Annotated in this window: 21 protein-coding genes, 1 other RNA gene and 1 pseudogene; 7 read left to right on the forward strand and 16 right to left on the reverse strand. The window is 43.0% G+C overall.

Annotated elements, in window-relative coordinates; all coding sequences use genetic code 11:
- Positions 1–153 precede the first annotated feature (153 nt).
- From csaA to OTK50_RS05220, 4 genes and pseudogenes are all read right to left on the reverse strand, one after another.
- Positions 154–485 (reverse strand): annotated as a pseudogene (gene csaA / locus OTK50_RS05205) (chaperone CsaA).
- 68 nt (positions 486–553) lie between these two features.
- Positions 554–1264, reverse strand: a complete 711-nt coding sequence (locus OTK50_RS05210; RefSeq protein WP_224223582.1) for an AraC family transcriptional regulator — start codon at positions 1262–1264, stop codon at positions 554–556.
- Positions 1265–1316: 52 nt separating this feature from the next.
- A complete protein-coding gene (locus OTK50_RS05215; RefSeq protein ID WP_224223583.1) occupies positions 1317–1883 on the reverse strand; it encodes a TetR/AcrR family transcriptional regulator in 567 nt (188 codons plus the stop codon).
- A complete protein-coding gene (locus OTK50_RS05220; protein ID WP_224223584.1) occupies positions 1883–2602 on the reverse strand; it encodes an MBL fold metallo-hydrolase in 720 nt (239 codons plus the stop codon). The genes OTK50_RS05215 and OTK50_RS05220 overlap by 1 nt, the downstream gene beginning before the upstream one ends.
- Positions 2603–2826: 224 nt before the next feature.
- On the opposite strand from OTK50_RS05220, the gene OTK50_RS05225 reads away from it, so the two are divergent.
- A complete protein-coding gene (locus OTK50_RS05225; protein ID WP_007407994.1) occupies positions 2827–3348 on the forward strand; it encodes a hypothetical protein in 522 nt (173 codons plus the stop codon).
- A 28-nt stretch (positions 3349–3376) separates the two neighbouring features.
- Here OTK50_RS05225 and czrA read toward each other — a convergent pair whose 3' ends face one another.
- Entirely contained in the window at positions 3377–3709 is a 333-nt protein-coding gene (gene czrA / locus OTK50_RS05230) for a Zn(II)-responsive metalloregulatory transcriptional repressor CzrA (protein WP_007407993.1), read from the reverse strand.
- Between the two features lie 190 nt (positions 3710–3899).
- Between czrA and OTK50_RS05235 the strand changes: the two genes are divergently transcribed.
- Positions 3900–4565, forward strand: coding sequence for a lysozyme family protein (locus OTK50_RS05235; RefSeq protein ID WP_003153802.1), 666 nt, complete (start codon positions 3900–3902; stop codon positions 4563–4565).
- Between the two features lie 67 nt (positions 4566–4632).
- On the opposite strand, the gene OTK50_RS05240 is transcribed toward OTK50_RS05235, so the two are convergent.
- Complete coding sequence (locus OTK50_RS05240) at positions 4633–5169, reverse strand: DUF420 domain-containing protein (protein ID WP_038458409.1); 537 nt, start codon at positions 5167–5169, stop codon at positions 4633–4635.
- A gap of 144 nt (positions 5170–5313) precedes the next feature.
- Entirely contained in the window at positions 5314–6096 is a 783-nt protein-coding gene (locus tag OTK50_RS05245; protein WP_031379041.1) for a VLRF1 family aeRF1-type release factor, read from the reverse strand.
- A gap of 188 nt (positions 6097–6284) precedes the next feature.
- Between OTK50_RS05245 and OTK50_RS05250 the strand changes: the two genes are divergently transcribed.
- Positions 6285–6788: a hypothetical protein gene (locus OTK50_RS05250; protein ID WP_396021772.1), complete on the forward strand. Its 504-nt coding sequence runs from the start codon at positions 6285–6287 to the stop codon at positions 6786–6788.
- A 65-nt stretch (positions 6789–6853) separates the two neighbouring features.
- Positions 6854–7831 carry a S66 family peptidase gene (locus OTK50_RS05255; protein WP_038458418.1) on the forward strand — a complete coding sequence of 326 codons (978 nt, stop codon included), beginning with the start codon at positions 6854–6856 and terminating at the stop codon, positions 7829–7831.
- A 31-nt stretch (positions 7832–7862) separates the two neighbouring features.
- Here the strand turns inward: OTK50_RS05255 and OTK50_RS05260 are convergent, their stop codons facing one another.
- From OTK50_RS05260 to gerPC, 7 genes are all read right to left on the reverse strand, one after another.
- On the reverse strand, positions 7863–8255 hold the full coding sequence (locus tag OTK50_RS05260) for a hypothetical protein (protein WP_053573311.1): 393 nt from the start codon (positions 8253–8255) through the stop codon (positions 7863–7865).
- A gap of 162 nt (positions 8256–8417) precedes the next feature.
- A complete protein-coding gene (locus tag OTK50_RS05265; protein WP_007407985.1) occupies positions 8418–9287 on the reverse strand; it encodes a 3D domain-containing protein in 870 nt (289 codons plus the stop codon).
- Between the two features lie 235 nt (positions 9288–9522).
- Positions 9523–11301 (reverse strand): DNA helicase RecQ, encoded by a 1779-nt coding sequence (recQ, locus tag OTK50_RS05270; RefSeq protein ID WP_130570902.1) that lies wholly within the window; start codon positions 11299–11301, stop codon positions 9523–9525.
- 107 nt (positions 11302–11408) lie between these two features.
- Positions 11409–11594, reverse strand: a non-coding RNA gene (ssrS, locus tag OTK50_RS05275) — 6S RNA.
- A gap of 215 nt (positions 11595–11809) precedes the next feature.
- The gene (locus OTK50_RS05280) at positions 11810–12436 is read right to left on the reverse strand and encodes an FMN-dependent NADH-azoreductase (RefSeq protein ID WP_003153791.1); all 627 of its coding nucleotides are present in this window, start codon (positions 12434–12436) and stop codon (positions 11810–11812) included.
- Positions 12437–12580: 144 nt separating this feature from the next.
- Positions 12581–13072 carry a TraR/DksA family transcriptional regulator gene (locus OTK50_RS05285; RefSeq protein WP_015417624.1) on the reverse strand — a complete coding sequence of 164 codons (492 nt, stop codon included), beginning with the start codon at positions 13070–13072 and terminating at the stop codon, positions 12581–12583.
- An 83-nt stretch (positions 13073–13155) separates the two neighbouring features.
- Entirely contained in the window at positions 13156–13536 is a 381-nt protein-coding gene (gene gerPC, locus OTK50_RS05290; protein ID WP_044802225.1) for a spore germination protein GerPC, read from the reverse strand.
- A gap of 92 nt (positions 13537–13628) precedes the next feature.
- Here gerPC and OTK50_RS05295 point away from each other — a divergent pair, with 92 nt between their 5' ends.
- Positions 13629–13862 carry a hypothetical protein gene (locus OTK50_RS05295; RefSeq protein WP_014418113.1) on the forward strand — a complete coding sequence of 78 codons (234 nt, stop codon included), beginning with the start codon at positions 13629–13631 and terminating at the stop codon, positions 13860–13862.
- Here OTK50_RS05295 and OTK50_RS05300 read toward each other — a convergent pair.
- Positions 13849–14331: an Hsp20/alpha crystallin family protein gene (locus OTK50_RS05300; RefSeq protein ID WP_003153787.1), complete on the reverse strand. Its 483-nt coding sequence runs from the start codon at positions 14329–14331 to the stop codon at positions 13849–13851. The genes OTK50_RS05295 and OTK50_RS05300 overlap by 14 nt on opposite strands.
- A gap of 70 nt (positions 14332–14401) precedes the next feature.
- On the opposite strand from OTK50_RS05300, the gene OTK50_RS05305 reads away from it, so the two are divergent.
- Positions 14402–14674 carry a hypothetical protein gene (locus OTK50_RS05305; protein ID WP_003153786.1) on the forward strand — a complete coding sequence of 91 codons (273 nt, stop codon included), beginning with the start codon at positions 14402–14404 and terminating at the stop codon, positions 14672–14674.
- Positions 14671–14904, forward strand: a complete 234-nt coding sequence (locus tag OTK50_RS05310) for a hypothetical protein (protein WP_003153785.1) — start codon at positions 14671–14673, stop codon at positions 14902–14904. The genes OTK50_RS05305 and OTK50_RS05310 overlap by 4 nt, the downstream gene beginning before the upstream one ends.
- 44 nt (positions 14905–14948) lie before the next feature.
- On the opposite strand, the gene OTK50_RS05315 is transcribed toward OTK50_RS05310, so the two are convergent.
- On the reverse strand, positions 14949–15293 hold the full coding sequence (locus OTK50_RS05315) for a PH domain-containing protein (RefSeq protein ID WP_003153783.1): 345 nt from the start codon (positions 15291–15293) through the stop codon (positions 14949–14951).
- Positions 15294–15524 lie beyond the last annotated feature (231 nt).

A 15524-nucleotide genomic window follows, 5' to 3' on the forward strand; every position in this document is an offset into this window, starting at 1 on the left:
CTTGCATTTCCGCACCCGCCATGCTATATTGATATAGCGATGAGCTGAATTGTGTAAGTCGATGCACATGCCCTTGCGGCACACACGAATGTGGCGTGTGGTGTATCGCCTCAATACGCAAAAGACGTTTGCTTCTGCAAACGTCTTTTTTTATTATCCGATTTTCGTTCCGTTCGGTACTGTCTGCTCTGGCGTAAGCAGGACAACGTCTCCTTTTTCCGGGATGCCGCCGAGAACGAGAACTTCTGACTTAAATCCGGCGATCCGCCGCGGCGGAAAGTTGACAATAGCGGTAACCTGTCTGCCCGTCAGATCACCCGGTTCGTACCGTATTGTAATCTGGGAATTGATTGTTTTATGCCGATCTCTTCGCCGAAATCTATTGTCATCTTAATGGCCGGCACCTTTGCTTCCGGGAATACTTCCGCTTTTACGACCGTTCCTATTCTGAGATCAAGCTTAATAAAATCTTCGATGACTGCCATATCAAAAACTCCTTTTTTACAATCATGATACCAAAAAAAGAAGCAGTTTATTTAACCGATTTTCAGAATTATTTATCAGATTGAAAGGTGTTTCGGAAGACGCGCGGCGTTATTCCCTTATGTCTGACAAACCATCTGGTAAAGGAAGACAAATTTTGAAAGCCGACCTCCTGGCTGATGTCTGTCAGCCGGCATTTTGTTTCAATAAGCATTTGTTCCGCTTTCTTCATACGGAGCTCAGCAATATAAGCTTGCGGGCTTTTCCCCGTCTGCTTTTTAAACCAGTCGGAATAATACGCCGGGTGGTAATGTTCCATTGCGGCAAGCTCTTTAATTGTAAAAGTCTTTGATAGATTTCGGCGGATATACGCAATTGAATTATTCGTACGGTTTTCTTGTATCTTTTCAGCAATATATTCTGCAAGCAGACTCAATGAATGAGCCGACTGCTGCTTTGTCTCTTCTGTCAGCAGAAACCGAATCGATGTCCAAAAAGGATCAAGCTTATTCAGAACGCCGGGGTCAAAGGAACCTTTGAAAAAATATGCCGGTATGTCGAGAACGAGACATTCATTTCGCTCCAAAGAACGGAACCGATGTTCATGCCCGGGCGGAATATACAGCATTTGATCAGGTTTTAATCTGATTTTACGTCTTTCTGTCTCCAGGTCTAGCTGTCCTTCGAGCGGAAAGAGCATTTGGCAGTATGTGTGTGCATGAGAATCAAAAATATGTGAATAGGTGCGCCGCTCACAAATGATATGTTGTAATGAATCCATTTGTCCCTCCTTTTTACAGGATGCGTCTTTTTATTTAGTTTACATAATAATATTATTGTCCCCTCTTCTGCAAACCTCTTAGAAAAGCAACAACTGCAAACTTCCGGCTTTCCTTAATTGATTCGGTTAATTCAAATGCACTCTGTTTTCTCAACACGGCAAATCCGTGAAGAAGGCTCCTCAGTCCTCTCGCAGCATGAATCGCAGTGTCAGACTGTGCATAACCGTTAGCTGTCAGCTGCCTGACAACAAGCTCTACAAGCAGGCTTGACAGATTCTCAATCCGGCCGTCTTTTATCTTTTGAAATGTTGCGTCATATAACCCGGGATTGGCTTCGGCGAAATTGATATAGGCATCGGCAAGACTGAGCAAAGCCGTTTCGCCCGTCAGTCCTTCTGCAGAGGCCGCCATTCTTTCATATAACATAGTTAAACCGGAGACAGCCAGCTCTGTTTTAATTCCTTGAAGGCCATTGACAAAATTGTAAAGGGAAGGCGGTTTTACGTTTAAGGACTTTGCAACAGCCGCAAGCGTCACTTCGTTCAGCCCTTTTTCGTCAGCGATGCCTGCTGCGGCTCTCAATATCATGTCAAGGCTCATTCCGACTCTCGGTGACATTATGATCGGCCTCCCGGCAGGCTTCGTTCGGCTTCCTCAGCAGCCTCAGCCATCATTTCAACGGGATTGCAGAGAACATTTCCATGTCCGGCGGCCAGATTGCTTGGTTGATGAGCGATAAGCGTTCTTGCTGTTTTTACAGCTTCTTCTTTATTCCACGTAGCAAAAGCCGGAAACGGAAATTTCCATTTCAGCTTCCCTGAAACAGCAAGGCCGCCCCGTACTTGAAAGGCATCTCCGACGATCAGCATATCATTTCTCATATCTTTAAAAGCGAGGCTTCCCGGCGTATGACCGGGAGCGGGAATGACAAGTAAAGATCCGATCCGCTCGCCGCCTTTCAGCAGGCGATCAGGTTCGGTCTGAACATTTTTCGGCACTCCCCCCTTTATCGGCGTTTGTGCTTCATGCTCAAATAATGAAGTGTCACCTTTCAGCAAGAAAGAATCCCGCTCAGAAATACAGACGGAAGCATCCGGAAATTCCGCAGCTAATGAGTCAAGCGAACCGATGTGATCCCCGTGCGCGTGGGTGAGTAATATGTCATTCAGCGGCTTCCCAAGCTGCCGCAATGCTTGTTTGATTCCTTTATGACTGTTAGGCAGTCCGGCGTCAATCAGGGTTACTCCTTCTTCTTCTTCAACCAAATAACAATTCACCGGGAAAAGCGCTGGAAAAAAAGTCAGCTGCCAAACACTTCCGTATTGTAAGATTCTCATCAACATCCCCCTAAAACTAATATCATTAGTTTTATTATAACTAACACCATTAGTTTTTCAAGAGTTTTATGTTTAAATCCTGAAAAAGGCGCGGGCGATTCTCTTATGCCAAAAAAAGAAACGTGCATAATGTGATAAAAGATGCTTTCAGCCTGCGAATAAATCAGACTACTAAAACCAGCCGGATAAGCATACACTACTCAACGGAGGGGGAGTTCCACACCATGCATATCACACTTCAAAGCATCTGCCCTGTCTTAATGATTGCCTTTTTTCTGTATAAAAAGGTGAAACGGTCCGTCGGCTTTCAGCCTTTGAAACCCCGCTGGCTTTATACAAGAATGATTTTGTTTTCATTGCTGGCCGCAGCTCTGGCGTTTTTCAGCATCACACACCCGGCTTTATACGGCCATCTTATATTCGGCACTTTTTGCGGCTGGCTTCTGGTCCTGTTTGCTAAACGGAACATTTCTTTTGAAGAACGCCGCGGAAAAATGTATTTTCGCACTCACCTGTGGATTGAACTTATTCTATTAACGTTATTCCTATCGAGATTTGTTTATCGCGTTATTGAAATTTACCGGGTCACAGCGGACTTTACCCATCCGGAAGCATACAGCCAAACGGTCGGGGCCGATCCGCTGACCATCAGTATCTTTTATTTCATCGCAGTGTATTACAGCGGCTTCTCTTTTTATGTTTTAAAAACGAGCAGAGACCAAACCAATAACAGTCAGTACGGCTGACATCCCTGTCTCAAAAGCAGGGATGTTTTTAATCGTGCCGCGTATGGTGAATCATTTGCTGAAGAACATCTAACACATGTTCATCCTCAGGAGAATAATAGATAGATGTTCCTTCTCTGCGTGATTTGACGAGGCGCAGATTTTTAAGAAAACGCAGCTGATGAGAAACAGTAGACTGCAGCAAATTCAGCTTTTCTGCGATATCATTTACCGCGTGCTCACCCTGTGACAGCAAGTGGAGAATTCTGATTCTGGTCGGATCAGACAGCGCCTTAAAAGTCTGGGCAACCAAAAATAAAGTTTCCTCATCTAAATCGACAGCGGGGTCATTTGTGTTTCCGGATTCGTGAAATTCAGTCATATACCTCACCCTTCTTTTCTCAAGTAGCCCAATTATACCAAATGTCAATTGATGCAGATACATCCTGCGCCTGACAAAAGAACCGTTATTTTAAATTTATGTTTCAAATACGGTTTCCGCTTGGTTTCGCGCATTCATCTGTGTCATAATGAAAAAGTCATAATGCTCCTGAAATTGAGGGTGAAACACAGTGGAGAAAAAGAAAAAAGGCTGTTTCGCTGCCGCGGGTCTTATGATGATATGTGTTTTTGTCATGGTTTCCTTCTTCCTCATTCTGTTATTTTCAAATAATGAATGGCTCAAAAGTCTTCCGTTTGATGTCAAGCCGATCGTGCTTGAACGGCTGACAGATTACAAACCGCTTGTTGAAGACGAGCTGGATGAAAAAGGACTCACCAAATATACATCGCTTGTACTCGGCATGATATATCAGGAGTCAAAAGGAAGAGGAAATGATCCCATGCAGTCTTCAGAATCTCTGGGTTTAAAGCGAAATGAGATTAAAAACCCTCAAACCAGTATCAAACAGGGAATCAAACAATTCACTCTCATGTACCAAACAGGCAAGAAAAAAGGCGTAGACTTGGATACGATTATACAAAGCTACAACATGGGAGCCGGCTATATTGATTTTGTGGCTGAACATGGAGGATCACATACTGAGGAACTGGCAAAACAATACTCCGAGCAGCAGGTCAAAAAGAATCCGAAACTTTACACTTGCGGAGGGAACAAAGACAATTTCCGTTATCCCTACTGCTATGGTGATTACACGTACGCAGAAAAAGTAAAAGCAAAAACAAAAACCGTTGAACAATCCTTAAATGTAACAACACTTGAAACGCTTGAAGAGTAAAAGGCGCCCTGTATGAGGCGCCTTTTTTCAATCAACAGAAAAAAAGCCGCGCAGAGCACGGCTTTTTTTAATAATACGGTGAGATCATTAAGTATACAATGACACCCGTCAGACTGACATACAGCCAGAGCGGCATCGTCCATCTCGCGATTTTTTTGTGGCGTTCCACTTGCATGCTGAATCCTCTGATCAGCGTAAACAGCGCAAGCGGCACGATAACGGCGGAAAGACAGATGTGCGTAATTAAAATAAAGAAGTAAATCCCGCGCATGATGCCGTGGCCGCCGAATAAAGTATTCTCAGCTATCGAGTGGTACACGACATAGCAGATCAAAAACAGCAGAGTCGTCGTAAACGCCGCCAAAATAAAGCGTTTATGCGCTTGAATATTTTTTTGCTTAATCATAAAGAGCGCTGCCAGCAAAAAGATAAAAGTAAAGCTGTTAAAAATGGCATTTAGCATCGGCAGAATATGAATATTGGCAATGCTGACCTGTCCCGACTTCGGCATAAAAAACAGCACCGCAATTAACCCGTTGATCAGAACGGTCAATGTCAGCACGATACCGGTATAACTTTTAGGTTTGTTTTCTGTCTGATTCATCTTATGACCTCTCTCAATTTTACTGACTATCCAAATGGTATGAGAATTCAGCTTTGATGTCAACGGTTTCGCCCGCTTCGTCAGAAATTAGACAAACTTAAGGCCTAAAAAGACCGGGTGTTTGAGACCCGGCCTTTCGTCATATTATGCTTCCTTCAACAGTTCTTCTATCACCTTATGTTCGTTTTCATTCAACAGATTTTTTGGAATGATCCGATCAATCGGTTTATTCATGTGCTGATCGAGAATATCGGCTGTTTCTTTGTCCCCTGCGATTACGAGACGCTCCCATTGGTGTGAAGCGGCCTTCTGATCAAGGTTCGAAGCCAATCGTTTATACAGCCTGTTTTGGTTTTCTTCGACGTGGGCTTTGGCGGCGTCTTCGTCCATCGATGCGGAGCTTCCGCTTACATCCTGCGGTTTCCACGATTCATTGATGACGTCGTATTGATAATGCTCCACCCCTTCAATTTTTCCGAGTACGGTTTCTATGATCTTCACTTCATTCTGCTGGGTGAGAATAAAAGCCGTGCTCGGAAATTGTTCACGGAGAAGTTCTAATTGATCAAGGACAGCCGTTTCTTCCCAATAAAATCGTGTTTCGACAGGCACCTGCAATTCAATCGTCTCCCAGATACCGCCTTCTCCCGATGCAAAAAACACGAGACTACGCGGCATCTCTTTACCAAGCCCATCGATATATTGATAGACACGTTCCATGATGCGGACGAGAGATTTTTCTTCTTCCGGATCACTCACAGACAGATACTCTTTTAATCTCCGAAAACCGGTTTTCAAGGCGATTTTCCACTCTCCCCCCTGCTGATCCGGATTTCTCATATCCGTATTTACATATAAGGAAAGCATTTTATCAGGAGATTCCGTCATTACGTACTTCAATTTGCCGATGAGTGAGTCAATTGCCATTATAGATTCCTCCTTTTTCCGCTGCTCACTGTTCCTTTCCCTATCCGCACCGCCTTAAAAACGTTAATCCACAAATAAACGGCAGACTTTTCTAAAAAAGTTTTTGCAAAACCTATTTACAAACCAAGACATCATTTACTACAATGGATACTTGTGTTTGACTAAGACTTTTACGCTGTGAAAGGAGTATGATCTTGTTTACTGCAGAAAAAAGAGATCAGAAAGAGCTGGAAAAAGAGCTTCATAAACTTGAATTTCAGATTTTCAGAATGCGGGAAAATCTGATAGATGTATCAAAAGACGCGCGAGTGCTTGGTATTGATCAATCGAACAATGACGATTGGATCATTGTTTCCTCGATTGATGATGGCCAAACATGTAAGATTATGCTGACTGACTGTGAGTCAGCCTACCGGGGAAGAGGCTGTTTTTCACTGATCGCCTCTTATTATGACAATGCCATTCATATCGGGGACATTAAAGGCCCGCCGAACCACGGCTACGGCTCGATCTGCATGAAATTTTTAAAACATATCGCCAGAGAGCAGAATATCCCGAAAGTGACGGGCGACATCGCTAAGCGTGATTGGGATCATGTCGACAGACTCATTCATTTTTATGAAAAGCATCACTTTGATGTCTGGATTGACAATGATACGCAATCAGGCGGCATTAAATGGGTCGACCTGTAAAAAGATAATAGAGAAACCCTCTTTTATATGGTGTAATAGATTAAACCATATAAGGAGGGTTTTTTTTGTATCCGGAAAAATTGAAAAAAGGTGACGGCATTCGTATTGTGTCTCCGGCCACAAGCATGTCCGTTATGTCAGATGAAAATATAAATGCCGCGAAGACAAAATTGGAGGAGCTGGGCTTTTGTGTCTCTTTTTCAGAGAATGCGAAAGAAATAAATGAATTTGATTCATCATCCATTGAATCGCGTGTACGGGATCTGCACGAGGCTTTCGCTGATCCTGACATCAAAGCGATTTTGACGACACTCGGCGGGTTCCAATCAAATCAGCTGCTCCGCTATCTTGATTATGAAAACATCAAGCGGCATCCGAAAATCCTTTGCGGCTATTCAGATATTACCGCTCTCGGCCATGCCATATATCAAAAAACCGGCCTTATTACATATTCCGGTCCCCATTTTTCTTCATTTGCCATGAAAAAAGGGCTGGACTATACAATTAACTCTTTCTTGGCCTGCTGTGCTTCTGACAACCCGTATGAGGTAAAGCCTTCATCCGAGTGGAGTGATGATAAATGGTATTTGAACCAGGAGGACAGACGTTTTTATCGGAATCCGGGACCGCTCGTTATTCAACCCGGATATGCGGAAGGAACACTGATCGGAGGAAATCTATGCACACTGAATCTTCTGCAGGGCACCGAATACTTTCCGGAGATGGAACAAGTGATTCTGTTTATAGAAGATGATCATATGTCGGACATTCATATGTTTGACCGGGATTTGCAGTCACTCATCCATCTTCCCGCTTTTTCAGCCGTGAAGGGAATTGTCATCGGACGTTTCCAGCATGCTTCAAATGTGTCTGAGGAGGCTCTCTGTGCCGTCATCCGTACAAAAGAAGAACTGTCATCCATGCCTGTTATCGCAAATGCTGATTTCGGCCATACCTCCCCTTTGATGACATTCCCGATCGGAGGAACATGCAGGATAGAAGCCGGCTCAGAAGGCGGACGGATATGGATCGATCGGCATTAATACATAAAGACGGGAAAACCGCCCCGTCTTTTTATTTTGACGCCTTATGCCGCGGCGTGCGCGGAGCGATCATCATTCGTCCGCCAGCCGCTGCCGTCACCCATACGGAAGCTCCTTCATAAAAACGGCTGATCTCTTCATTATATACGGCGTGTGTCAGTTCACGTTTATCATGCGTTCCGTCTTGGTTTTTTACGTTTAAAATAAGCACAAGCTCGTGCCTGCCATTCTTCATCACGCCAGTACGTCTCACCTTTTCAATAACGGCTGGCCTTCCTCTCCCTCTGTCAAGCGCCTGAAACAGCCTGACAGCAGGCATAGACAGTCCGATAACGAGCACAATGGCGAAAGCGGTGCATATACCTGCTTGAAACACCGGTGATTCTGTGAAGGCATTCCATAAACATATAAATTCCGGCTCCATCAGTTTCATACACCCCTTCAGATTCCGTTTTCACATCCATTCCTTATTATATTAGAGAAACGCTTTTTCTTTTTCCGCATATAACGATTATATACAGTCAAAAAAGGGAAGAAAAAAAGAACACAAAGCATTTCGCCTTGTGTTCTTCATCTCTATATGAAACTAGTCTAATACTTTAACATTTACTGTTCTGACGCCCCAGTTGTTAGCGTCACTTTTCTTTGCAACAAATACGTCAATTTTATTTCCTTTAATTGCGCCGCCTGTATCTGCTGCTGTTGCCACTCCGTAACCTTCAACATAAACCTTAGAGCCAAGCGGAATGACACTAGGGTCTACCGCGATGACTTTTGCATCAGGGTTTTTGTTTAAGTCAACACCGGTTGCCGTTACACCGGAAATGCCGCCGTCGTTAGCAGAGTAAGCAGTTGCAGTCATTGTCAGCTGCTTTTTAGGCTCTTGTTGGTTTGTATTTGATTGAACAGGCTGCTGTTTTGCTTCGACAGCCTTCGCTTCTTGTTTAGGTTGTTGTTCTTGAACAGGTTCTTGTTTAGGCTGCTCGTTTTTGACAGCTTCTTGTTTCGGCTGTTCTGTCTCGGCAGCTGGTTTTTGTTCAGTTTGCGGCTGGCTGGCTTCTTGAGCCGGCTGTGCAGCCTGAGCCTGACCTTTCACATTTAACGTTGTGCCTGCGTAAATTATATCTGATTGCAAGTTATTCAAGCTTTTCAGATTGCCGACTGATGTTCCGAATTTCTGAGCAATTTTCCAGAGGCTGTCGCCCTGCTTCACTGTGTACTGCCCAGATGTGGTTGTTTCTACTGAAGAAATAGTCAGTTTCTCTCCTTCAATGATTAAATCAGAAGATAACTGATTCCATTCTTTTAAGTCCTTTAGGTTCACTCCGTTTTTTTGCGAGATCCCCCAGAGCGTGTCACCCTTTTGCACCGTGATTTCTTTAGCAGAAGCGTGAGCTCCAAATGCAGTTGTTGAAATTGCTGCAACTGCGACAAAGGACATAATCGTCTTCTTCATAAGTAAATCCTCCCTTGTTAGCTTTTTATTGGCGGCTAACAGGTGATATCGTAACATATGAAAATGTCAGTTCAATAACAAAACGATTTGAATTAGATTACAGTTCCTTTACATGAAACATTTCTCTCGCTTGGTAAGTCTTGCTGAAACCTTGATACAGCAAGGGTTTTCAAGCCTCTGATTTTTCCGGCGCCAATGAAAAACACAATGTGCAAATTTCTAAAAAAACTTTTTTTCACTCTGTTTCTCTTACATAATTTCGGATTTCTTCTAAAAAAACCGCTCCGTATTTCAATCTTTTTTGTTCCCCGACCCCTTTTACGGAAAGAAGATCCTGATCCGTTTTCGGAAGTTTCGCCGACATTTCTTTTAACGTCTGATCTGAGAACACGACAAATGGAGGCACACCCTGTTCAGCTGCAATCTCTTTGCGGAGACGCCGGAGAAGCTCAAATAATTCATCATTTTCGGTAACGGCGGCGGCCTGTAAGGCTTCTTTTCTCGCGACTGCGCTTTTTCCAAGCAGAACGTCCCTGCCTTTTTGGGTGACCATAAGCGTCGGAAATGTGCCGTCCGCCATTTTGATATATTCATCTGAAATAAGGAATTCGATAAAATCACTGATTTCCGCTGCGGATTGATGCTTCATAATGCCGTAAGTGGACAGGCTGCTGAAGCCGTTTTCCAGCACTTTTTTATTTTTTGACCCGCTAAGCACCTGCGCCACCATCGTTTTTCCGAAGCGCTCATTCATTCTGATAATGCATGACAATACCATCTGCGCTTCTTTTGTGACGTCATGGGCGGTCCTTGTATCAGTGCAATTGCCGCATGCTCCGCAAGCTGCCGCCTCATTCTCGCCGAAATACTTCAGAATAAACCGCTGCAGGCAATCTTCCGTATGACAGTAATCCACCATCTGTCTCAGTTTTTTGAGATCCTGCTTTTGTTTTTCTTCTCCGGCGGCCGATTGGTCTATTAAAAAACGCTGCACCATAATATCCTGCGGCGAAAACAAGAGCACACACTCGCTGTTAAGACCATCGCGCCCGGCCCGTCCGGCTTCCTGGTAATAGCTCTCCATATCTTTCGGAATCTGCGCGTGTAAAACGAATCTGATGTTGCTCTTATCGATTCCCATTCCGAAAGCGGACGTAGCTACCATCACTTGTATCTGATCGTTAAGAAACCGCTCCTGCTGATCTTTTCTGTCATCATCCGCCAATCCGCCGTGATAACGGCCGGCATTGATGCCGCTGCGTTTTATTTTCTCATATAAACGGTCGGTTTCTTTTCTTGTCGCTGTATATATAATGCCGGCTTCGTGTTTATTTTTTTCCAGATACCGCTCGATAAACCGGTCTTTGTTTTCGCCCTTTACTACTTTAAACGTTAAATTCTCTCTGGCAAAACCGGTATATACAGTTTGTTCTTTCTTAATATGAAGCTGCTTGCAGATGTCATCATGAACCTCAGGCGTAGCCGTCGCCGTTAATGCGATGATGACGGGCGGTTCTTTTAATTCATTAAAAAGGATTTCGATATTCCGGTAACTCGGCCTGAAATCATGTCCCCATTGCGATATACAGTGAGCTTCGTCAATGGCGACAAGAGGAACCGTAATATTCTGCAGGATGTGAATGAATTCAGAAGAAGTCAAACGCTCCGGTGTGATGTAAAAGAGCCGGTAAGCCCCTTGTTTCAAACCGGTCAGGCGCTCATGAATGTCACGGCTTGTCTGGGTGCTGTTAATATAAGCTGCCGCGATACCCGCTTCTTCAAGCGCGTCGACTTGATCTTTCATTAAGGAAATAAGAGGGGAAATAACGATTGTGGTTCCTTCAAACAGCAGTGCGGGAATCTGATAGCAGATTGATTTTCCGCCCCCCGTCGGCATAATGCAGACCGTGTTTTTTCTCTCCTCTGCAACTGATTGTATCGCCTGCTTTTGGCCCGCGCGAAGACTGTCGTAGCCAAAATAATGCGCCAGAAGGGATTGGGCTTTATCCAGCATATGTTGTAAAACCTCACTTTGTCTTTGATTCTTTCATTTTATCATACTGATAAAGTACACTGCTCAAGGGCAATGCAAAATAAAAAGCCATCTCCGCAAGGGAAATGGCTTTCGCTACGTATGCCGTACGCAAGTAAGAAAGTTTTAAACCACCACTCCTCAAAGTGGGTGTTTGCAGAAGCGTTCCTGTCGTCCTCTGCAATGGAGGCATGACATTCCGGCTTCGATATAAAACTCCCTATTACAGCTTAAAGGTTAAAACTTAATTAACAATACGAACAATGTAGCTTCTCTTATATCCTACACCATCAGTCGTATTTTGGCAAGAGGGTTAATTCTTTTACAGAAAACCTTTTTTCTTTGTGAAAAATGCTTTATTCTACATGAAAATTGTTTTTTCGACACAATATCAATATATCAATATAAGATCAGATCGAAAGCTGCCGCCAGTTTCTTCTATAATAGAAAAAACTCTCACACCCTGTATGGGCGCAAGAGTTAATGGAAATTAGAATTTTGCAGCCAGATCTTTCGCTTCTTGCAGTCCTTTTTCAATGATCGCTTGAGCGTTATCCGGTGCAGCATTATGGCCTTCAACGACAACAGTGTGAAGATCTTGGACACCCCAGAAACCGAGAACGGTTTTCATGAAGTTTAATGACATTTCAAGAGATGCCATCGGTCCTTCAGAATATACGCCGCCGCGTGCGTTTAAGAGCGCTACTTTTTTATCTCCCATCAGACCTTTAGGGCCTTCAGGCGTGTATGTGAAAGTAACTCCTGCGCGAGACAGGTAATCAACATAAGTATGAAGCACAGCAGGCACTGTGAAGTTCCAAAGCGGGAATGCAAACACGACTTTGTCAGCTTTGACAAATTGATTTAAGTAAATGTCAGCAGTTGATGCTTGTTTTTTCTCTTCGTCTGTCATTTCAATTCCTTTTGAAGCTTTGAATGTTCCGTTAATCATATCTCTTCCGAGGTAAGGAAGGTTTTCTTTATGAAGATCAAGTTCGATCACTTCATCATTCGGATTGTTTTCTTTATAAGCAGCCAGAAACGCTTCGTATAATTTTACGGATACGCCTTCTTCAGCCGTACGATCACTTGATTTTACAAATAATACTTGAGACATTCTAAATTCCTCCCGGTAATCTTTTAATATTTACTTACAAATAGTATGTTACTTTCTTTTTTATATAAAGTCAACGATTTTATTTCGATTTTGAGATTTTTTATGGAATAAAAAAACAGGTACATATGAATGTACCTGCTGCTATTATTGTGAATCCTGCTCGCGATCCAGGATTTCGTAAGTTTGTGAGCTTTTTTGATCAACGGTTTCTTTATTTGAGAGGTCTTTCACCTGCTCATGAAATTCCCTTTCATATGACGGAGCGTCTGTTTTCACATCCCCTTCTGTTTCTCGCTGCGCTTCGACGGTCATTCTGGCGTACGGCACGGCTTCAAGTCTTTCATAAGGAATTTCTTTTCCCGTTTTCTCGCAAATCCCGTATGTTCCTTTTTCCATTCGTTCAAGCGCGGCATTCACCTCATCTAAAAGATTCTGATCGACACCGTCCAGCGTCTGATTCGTGACCCTGTCCAAATAAATGCTTCCGTGATCAGCTAAGTGATTATCTACTCCGTTCGACAGTTCTCCTGTGTCTTCGCTCATTGAATGATTTTCTTTTGATTCTCCCTGAAGACTTTCCTTTAAATCGATTAATTTATGATAAAGGCTGTCCTGCTGTTCTTTTGATAATGACATATTCATCATCTCCTTTTTCGTCTGTATTCTTCGCTGCATCTGTTAATACATACCCTCGAAAAAGGAGGATGAAACAATTGAGGTCAATGCTTTCTCCCCCTGATGGTGACATTGGGTGTCTGCTGCTTTGTCTGTCTTTTTTCTTTCGCAGCGTCATTTTGCCGGTTGTCCCCAAATTCTTCAGCGCAGGCTTGTTTAAGCCTATGCTCCGGTGTATGGTAAGTGGCGCCGATATTCAGCATACCGCTCAGCTCTTCTATACTTAGCTTTTCAAAATCAATATTGTATTCAACCTTGTCCACTTTGACATGCTCAATATGGACATATGTTTTTTCCCCTTCAACCGTTTGCGGCTCGAAATGACACTTATCCTGAAGCTCATCAAGCTGTTGTTCCACTTTCTTAAGCCGGTCTAATTCTTCTTCACACACTTTTTTGAAAATCTCTTTCATTATTTTTTTCAAAGAAAATCACTTCTTTCCCCGTCACTCTTGGAAAGTTCTATGCGTCCCGCATTGCGAATATATAAACATGATATACAAAAAGGAGGCGAATCATGATGTTTTTTCCATCCGTTATCAACTTTGAGTATATAAAAATGAACGGAATCAGCGGCGGAGCAGCTTTTAACACCGGCTCTTCCGTTATGGTGAGAAACACAGCAGCCAATAAAAGAAATGAAGGGTACGGTGAACAAAACGGTGATTGCACCGTTGTCGTCATCCCTATCATGAGTATCGATGATTCAGATCTGATAGATGGCACAGCGAACAAGATCAGCCTTCGATAATGATCTGGCTTGCATCCCCCAGATGTTTAGCAATCGATATATATAAAATCCCGTCTTTGAATACCGCCTGCATTCCCTTCGTTCCCTGAGCGGAATGCGGAAGGTCGAGTTTTTTTTCAAAATCGCCGTATTTTCCGGTCTTCTGTTTAAAATCCTGTTCATTAAAAAAGGATTTTCTCGTGCCTTTTACGACGATATATTCTCCGTAGGACAGCAGCTGAACATCTTGTTTCCGGTAGCCGGGCAGATACAGTAAAAATTGGAGCTCATCATGGGTTTCCACAATATCTATAAGAGGAAAAGCATCCTCATTTCTTCTCATTTGCCCATCTCCCTGTTGAAAGGGAAAATGAGAATGGCCGTTTTGAAATGATTTCAGTTGTTCATCATCAAAAACGTTTTTCCAAAAGTCGCCGCCGGACATGTTTTGCGCCATTTCCATCCACTGCTTCATCTTATCGAAATCCATTTTTATCGCCCCCTGTCTAAGCATACGGTCATAACAGCCGGCATACACCTGTATTAAAGGAGGTTTGCCTGTGGTTCAACCAACTCCATATATCAATATTAATATTTTCATGTTGAAAATTAATTCCTTTGAAAATGCTTCAGCGGTGAATGTCGGACAAAATTTACTGGCGGAATGGCAGAATTCTGATAAAAAGAATCAGGGATACGGACAGAACTTCGGAGATGCAAGCGGCTTCATCGGCACGAACGGCAAAGTGGATGACCGGGATCAAATTGATTCTCCATCTACCTTTGAGTCTGCATGCGATAAAATCCCTGCCGGAAAAGGAGGCCCATTATGATGTTTTCGCCGGTTTTGGTAAATGTAGGAGGCTTTAAAGTAAATGCAGTCGACCGCGGTTCTTCGATTACGATCGGCCCGTATCAGCAAATCGATTATTTTTTATCCAATAAGATCAACTACGGATTCGGTGAAGAAAATGGTGATTTGGCGCCGATTTATATCCCCATCAGTTCTATTGCTGATCCGGATCTCATTGATTCGAACTCCGGAAAAACGAGCATTATATAATAAAAAGGCCATCCGCATGCATTCGGATGGCTTTTATGTGATATTTAACTGCATAAGTATTTTGTTAAGATGGCTTGAACCTCAGTCAAGTCCGTTTCTTTTGCAAATTCCAATTCGAAAGTTTTTCCCCTTGTCATTAATACAAGCCCGGTATCGGGATCAAACATCCCCGCTTCTTGAATGGCGAAGCTTTCAATTGTTTTATATGGAAGAAATACGCGCACTTTCTTTTTGGAGAACATTTTATTATCAAAGAAAATCACTCGTTTATTCGTAAAGCATATTTGGTCAACCCGCAGTTTATAAATCGTTTCGATCCGTTCTCCCTCAACGAGCAAAGCCTCCAGCTTTTTTGTGTCGGTTGATCTGCTGACAGAAAAAATTCCCAATGAAGAACCCCACTTTCTGCTTCTATACTATTGTTTTATTACAATCATAAAAAAATAAGTTCTTTATCCCTATATAAGAATACGACATAGACGGCATTTAAACCATTACGAACAGATTACATTTTTAGAACGTTCATCAAAAAAGCCCTTCGCGAAAGGTGCCGCTGTTATGAAGTAGTACGGTTCAGCGAAAGAAAAGGTTTCAAGAAAACGGTATTTTTTTCGAAAAGT

This window comes from Bacillus sp. NEAU-CP5, assembly GCF_026420705.1.
Lineage (GTDB): Bacteria > Bacillota > Bacilli > Bacillales > Bacillaceae > Bacillus > Bacillus velezensis.

Coding starts and splice junctions, on each gene's coding strand:
- OTK50_RS05300 (WP_003153787.1), bottom strand. CDS start 14,331: ATGGATTTCGATAAGATGAAGCAGTGGATGGAAATGGCGCAAAACATG.
- OTK50_RS05310 (WP_003153785.1), top strand. CDS start 14,671: ATGATGTTTTCGCCGGTTTTGGTAAATGTAGGAGGCTTTAAAGTAAAT.
- OTK50_RS05250 (WP_396021772.1), top strand. CDS start 6,285: ATGATCTTGTTTACTGCAGAAAAAAGAGATCAGAAAGAGCTGGAAAAA.
- OTK50_RS05280 (WP_003153791.1), bottom strand. CDS start 12,436: ATGTCTCAAGTATTATTTGTAAAATCAAGTGATCGTACGGCTGAAGAA.
- OTK50_RS05215 (WP_224223583.1), bottom strand. CDS start 1,883: ATGTCACCGAGAGTCGGAATGAGCCTTGACATGATATTGAGAGCCGCA.
- OTK50_RS05225 (WP_007407994.1), top strand. CDS start 2,827: ATGCATATCACACTTCAAAGCATCTGCCCTGTCTTAATGATTGCCTTT.
- OTK50_RS05285 (WP_015417624.1), bottom strand. CDS start 13,072: ATGTCATTATCAAAAGAACAGCAGGACAGCCTTTATCATAAATTAATC.
- OTK50_RS05220 (WP_224223584.1), bottom strand. CDS start 2,602: ATGAGAATCTTACAATACGGAAGTGTTTGGCAGCTGACTTTTTTTCCA.
- OTK50_RS05260 (WP_053573311.1), bottom strand. CDS start 8,255: ATGGAGCCGGAATTTATATGTTTATGGAATGCCTTCACAGAATCACCG.
- OTK50_RS05210 (WP_224223582.1), bottom strand. CDS start 1,264: ATGGATTCATTACAACATATCATTTGTGAGCGGCGCACCTATTCACAT.
- OTK50_RS05295 (WP_014418113.1), top strand. CDS start 13,629: ATGATGTTTTTTCCATCCGTTATCAACTTTGAGTATATAAAAATGAAC.
- recQ (WP_130570902.1), bottom strand. CDS start 11,301: ATGCTGGATAAAGCCCAATCCCTTCTGGCGCATTATTTTGGCTACGAC.
- OTK50_RS05265 (WP_007407985.1), bottom strand. CDS start 9,287: ATGAAGAAGACGATTATGTCCTTTGTCGCAGTTGCAGCAATTTCAACA.
- OTK50_RS05240 (WP_038458409.1), bottom strand. CDS start 5,169: ATGAATCAGACAGAAAACAAACCTAAAAGTTATACCGGTATCGTGCTG.
- czrA (WP_007407993.1), bottom strand. CDS start 3,709: ATGACTGAATTTCACGAATCCGGAAACACAAATGACCCCGCTGTCGAT.
- OTK50_RS05245 (WP_031379041.1), bottom strand. CDS start 6,096: ATGGCAATTGACTCACTCATCGGCAAATTGAAGTACGTAATGACGGAA.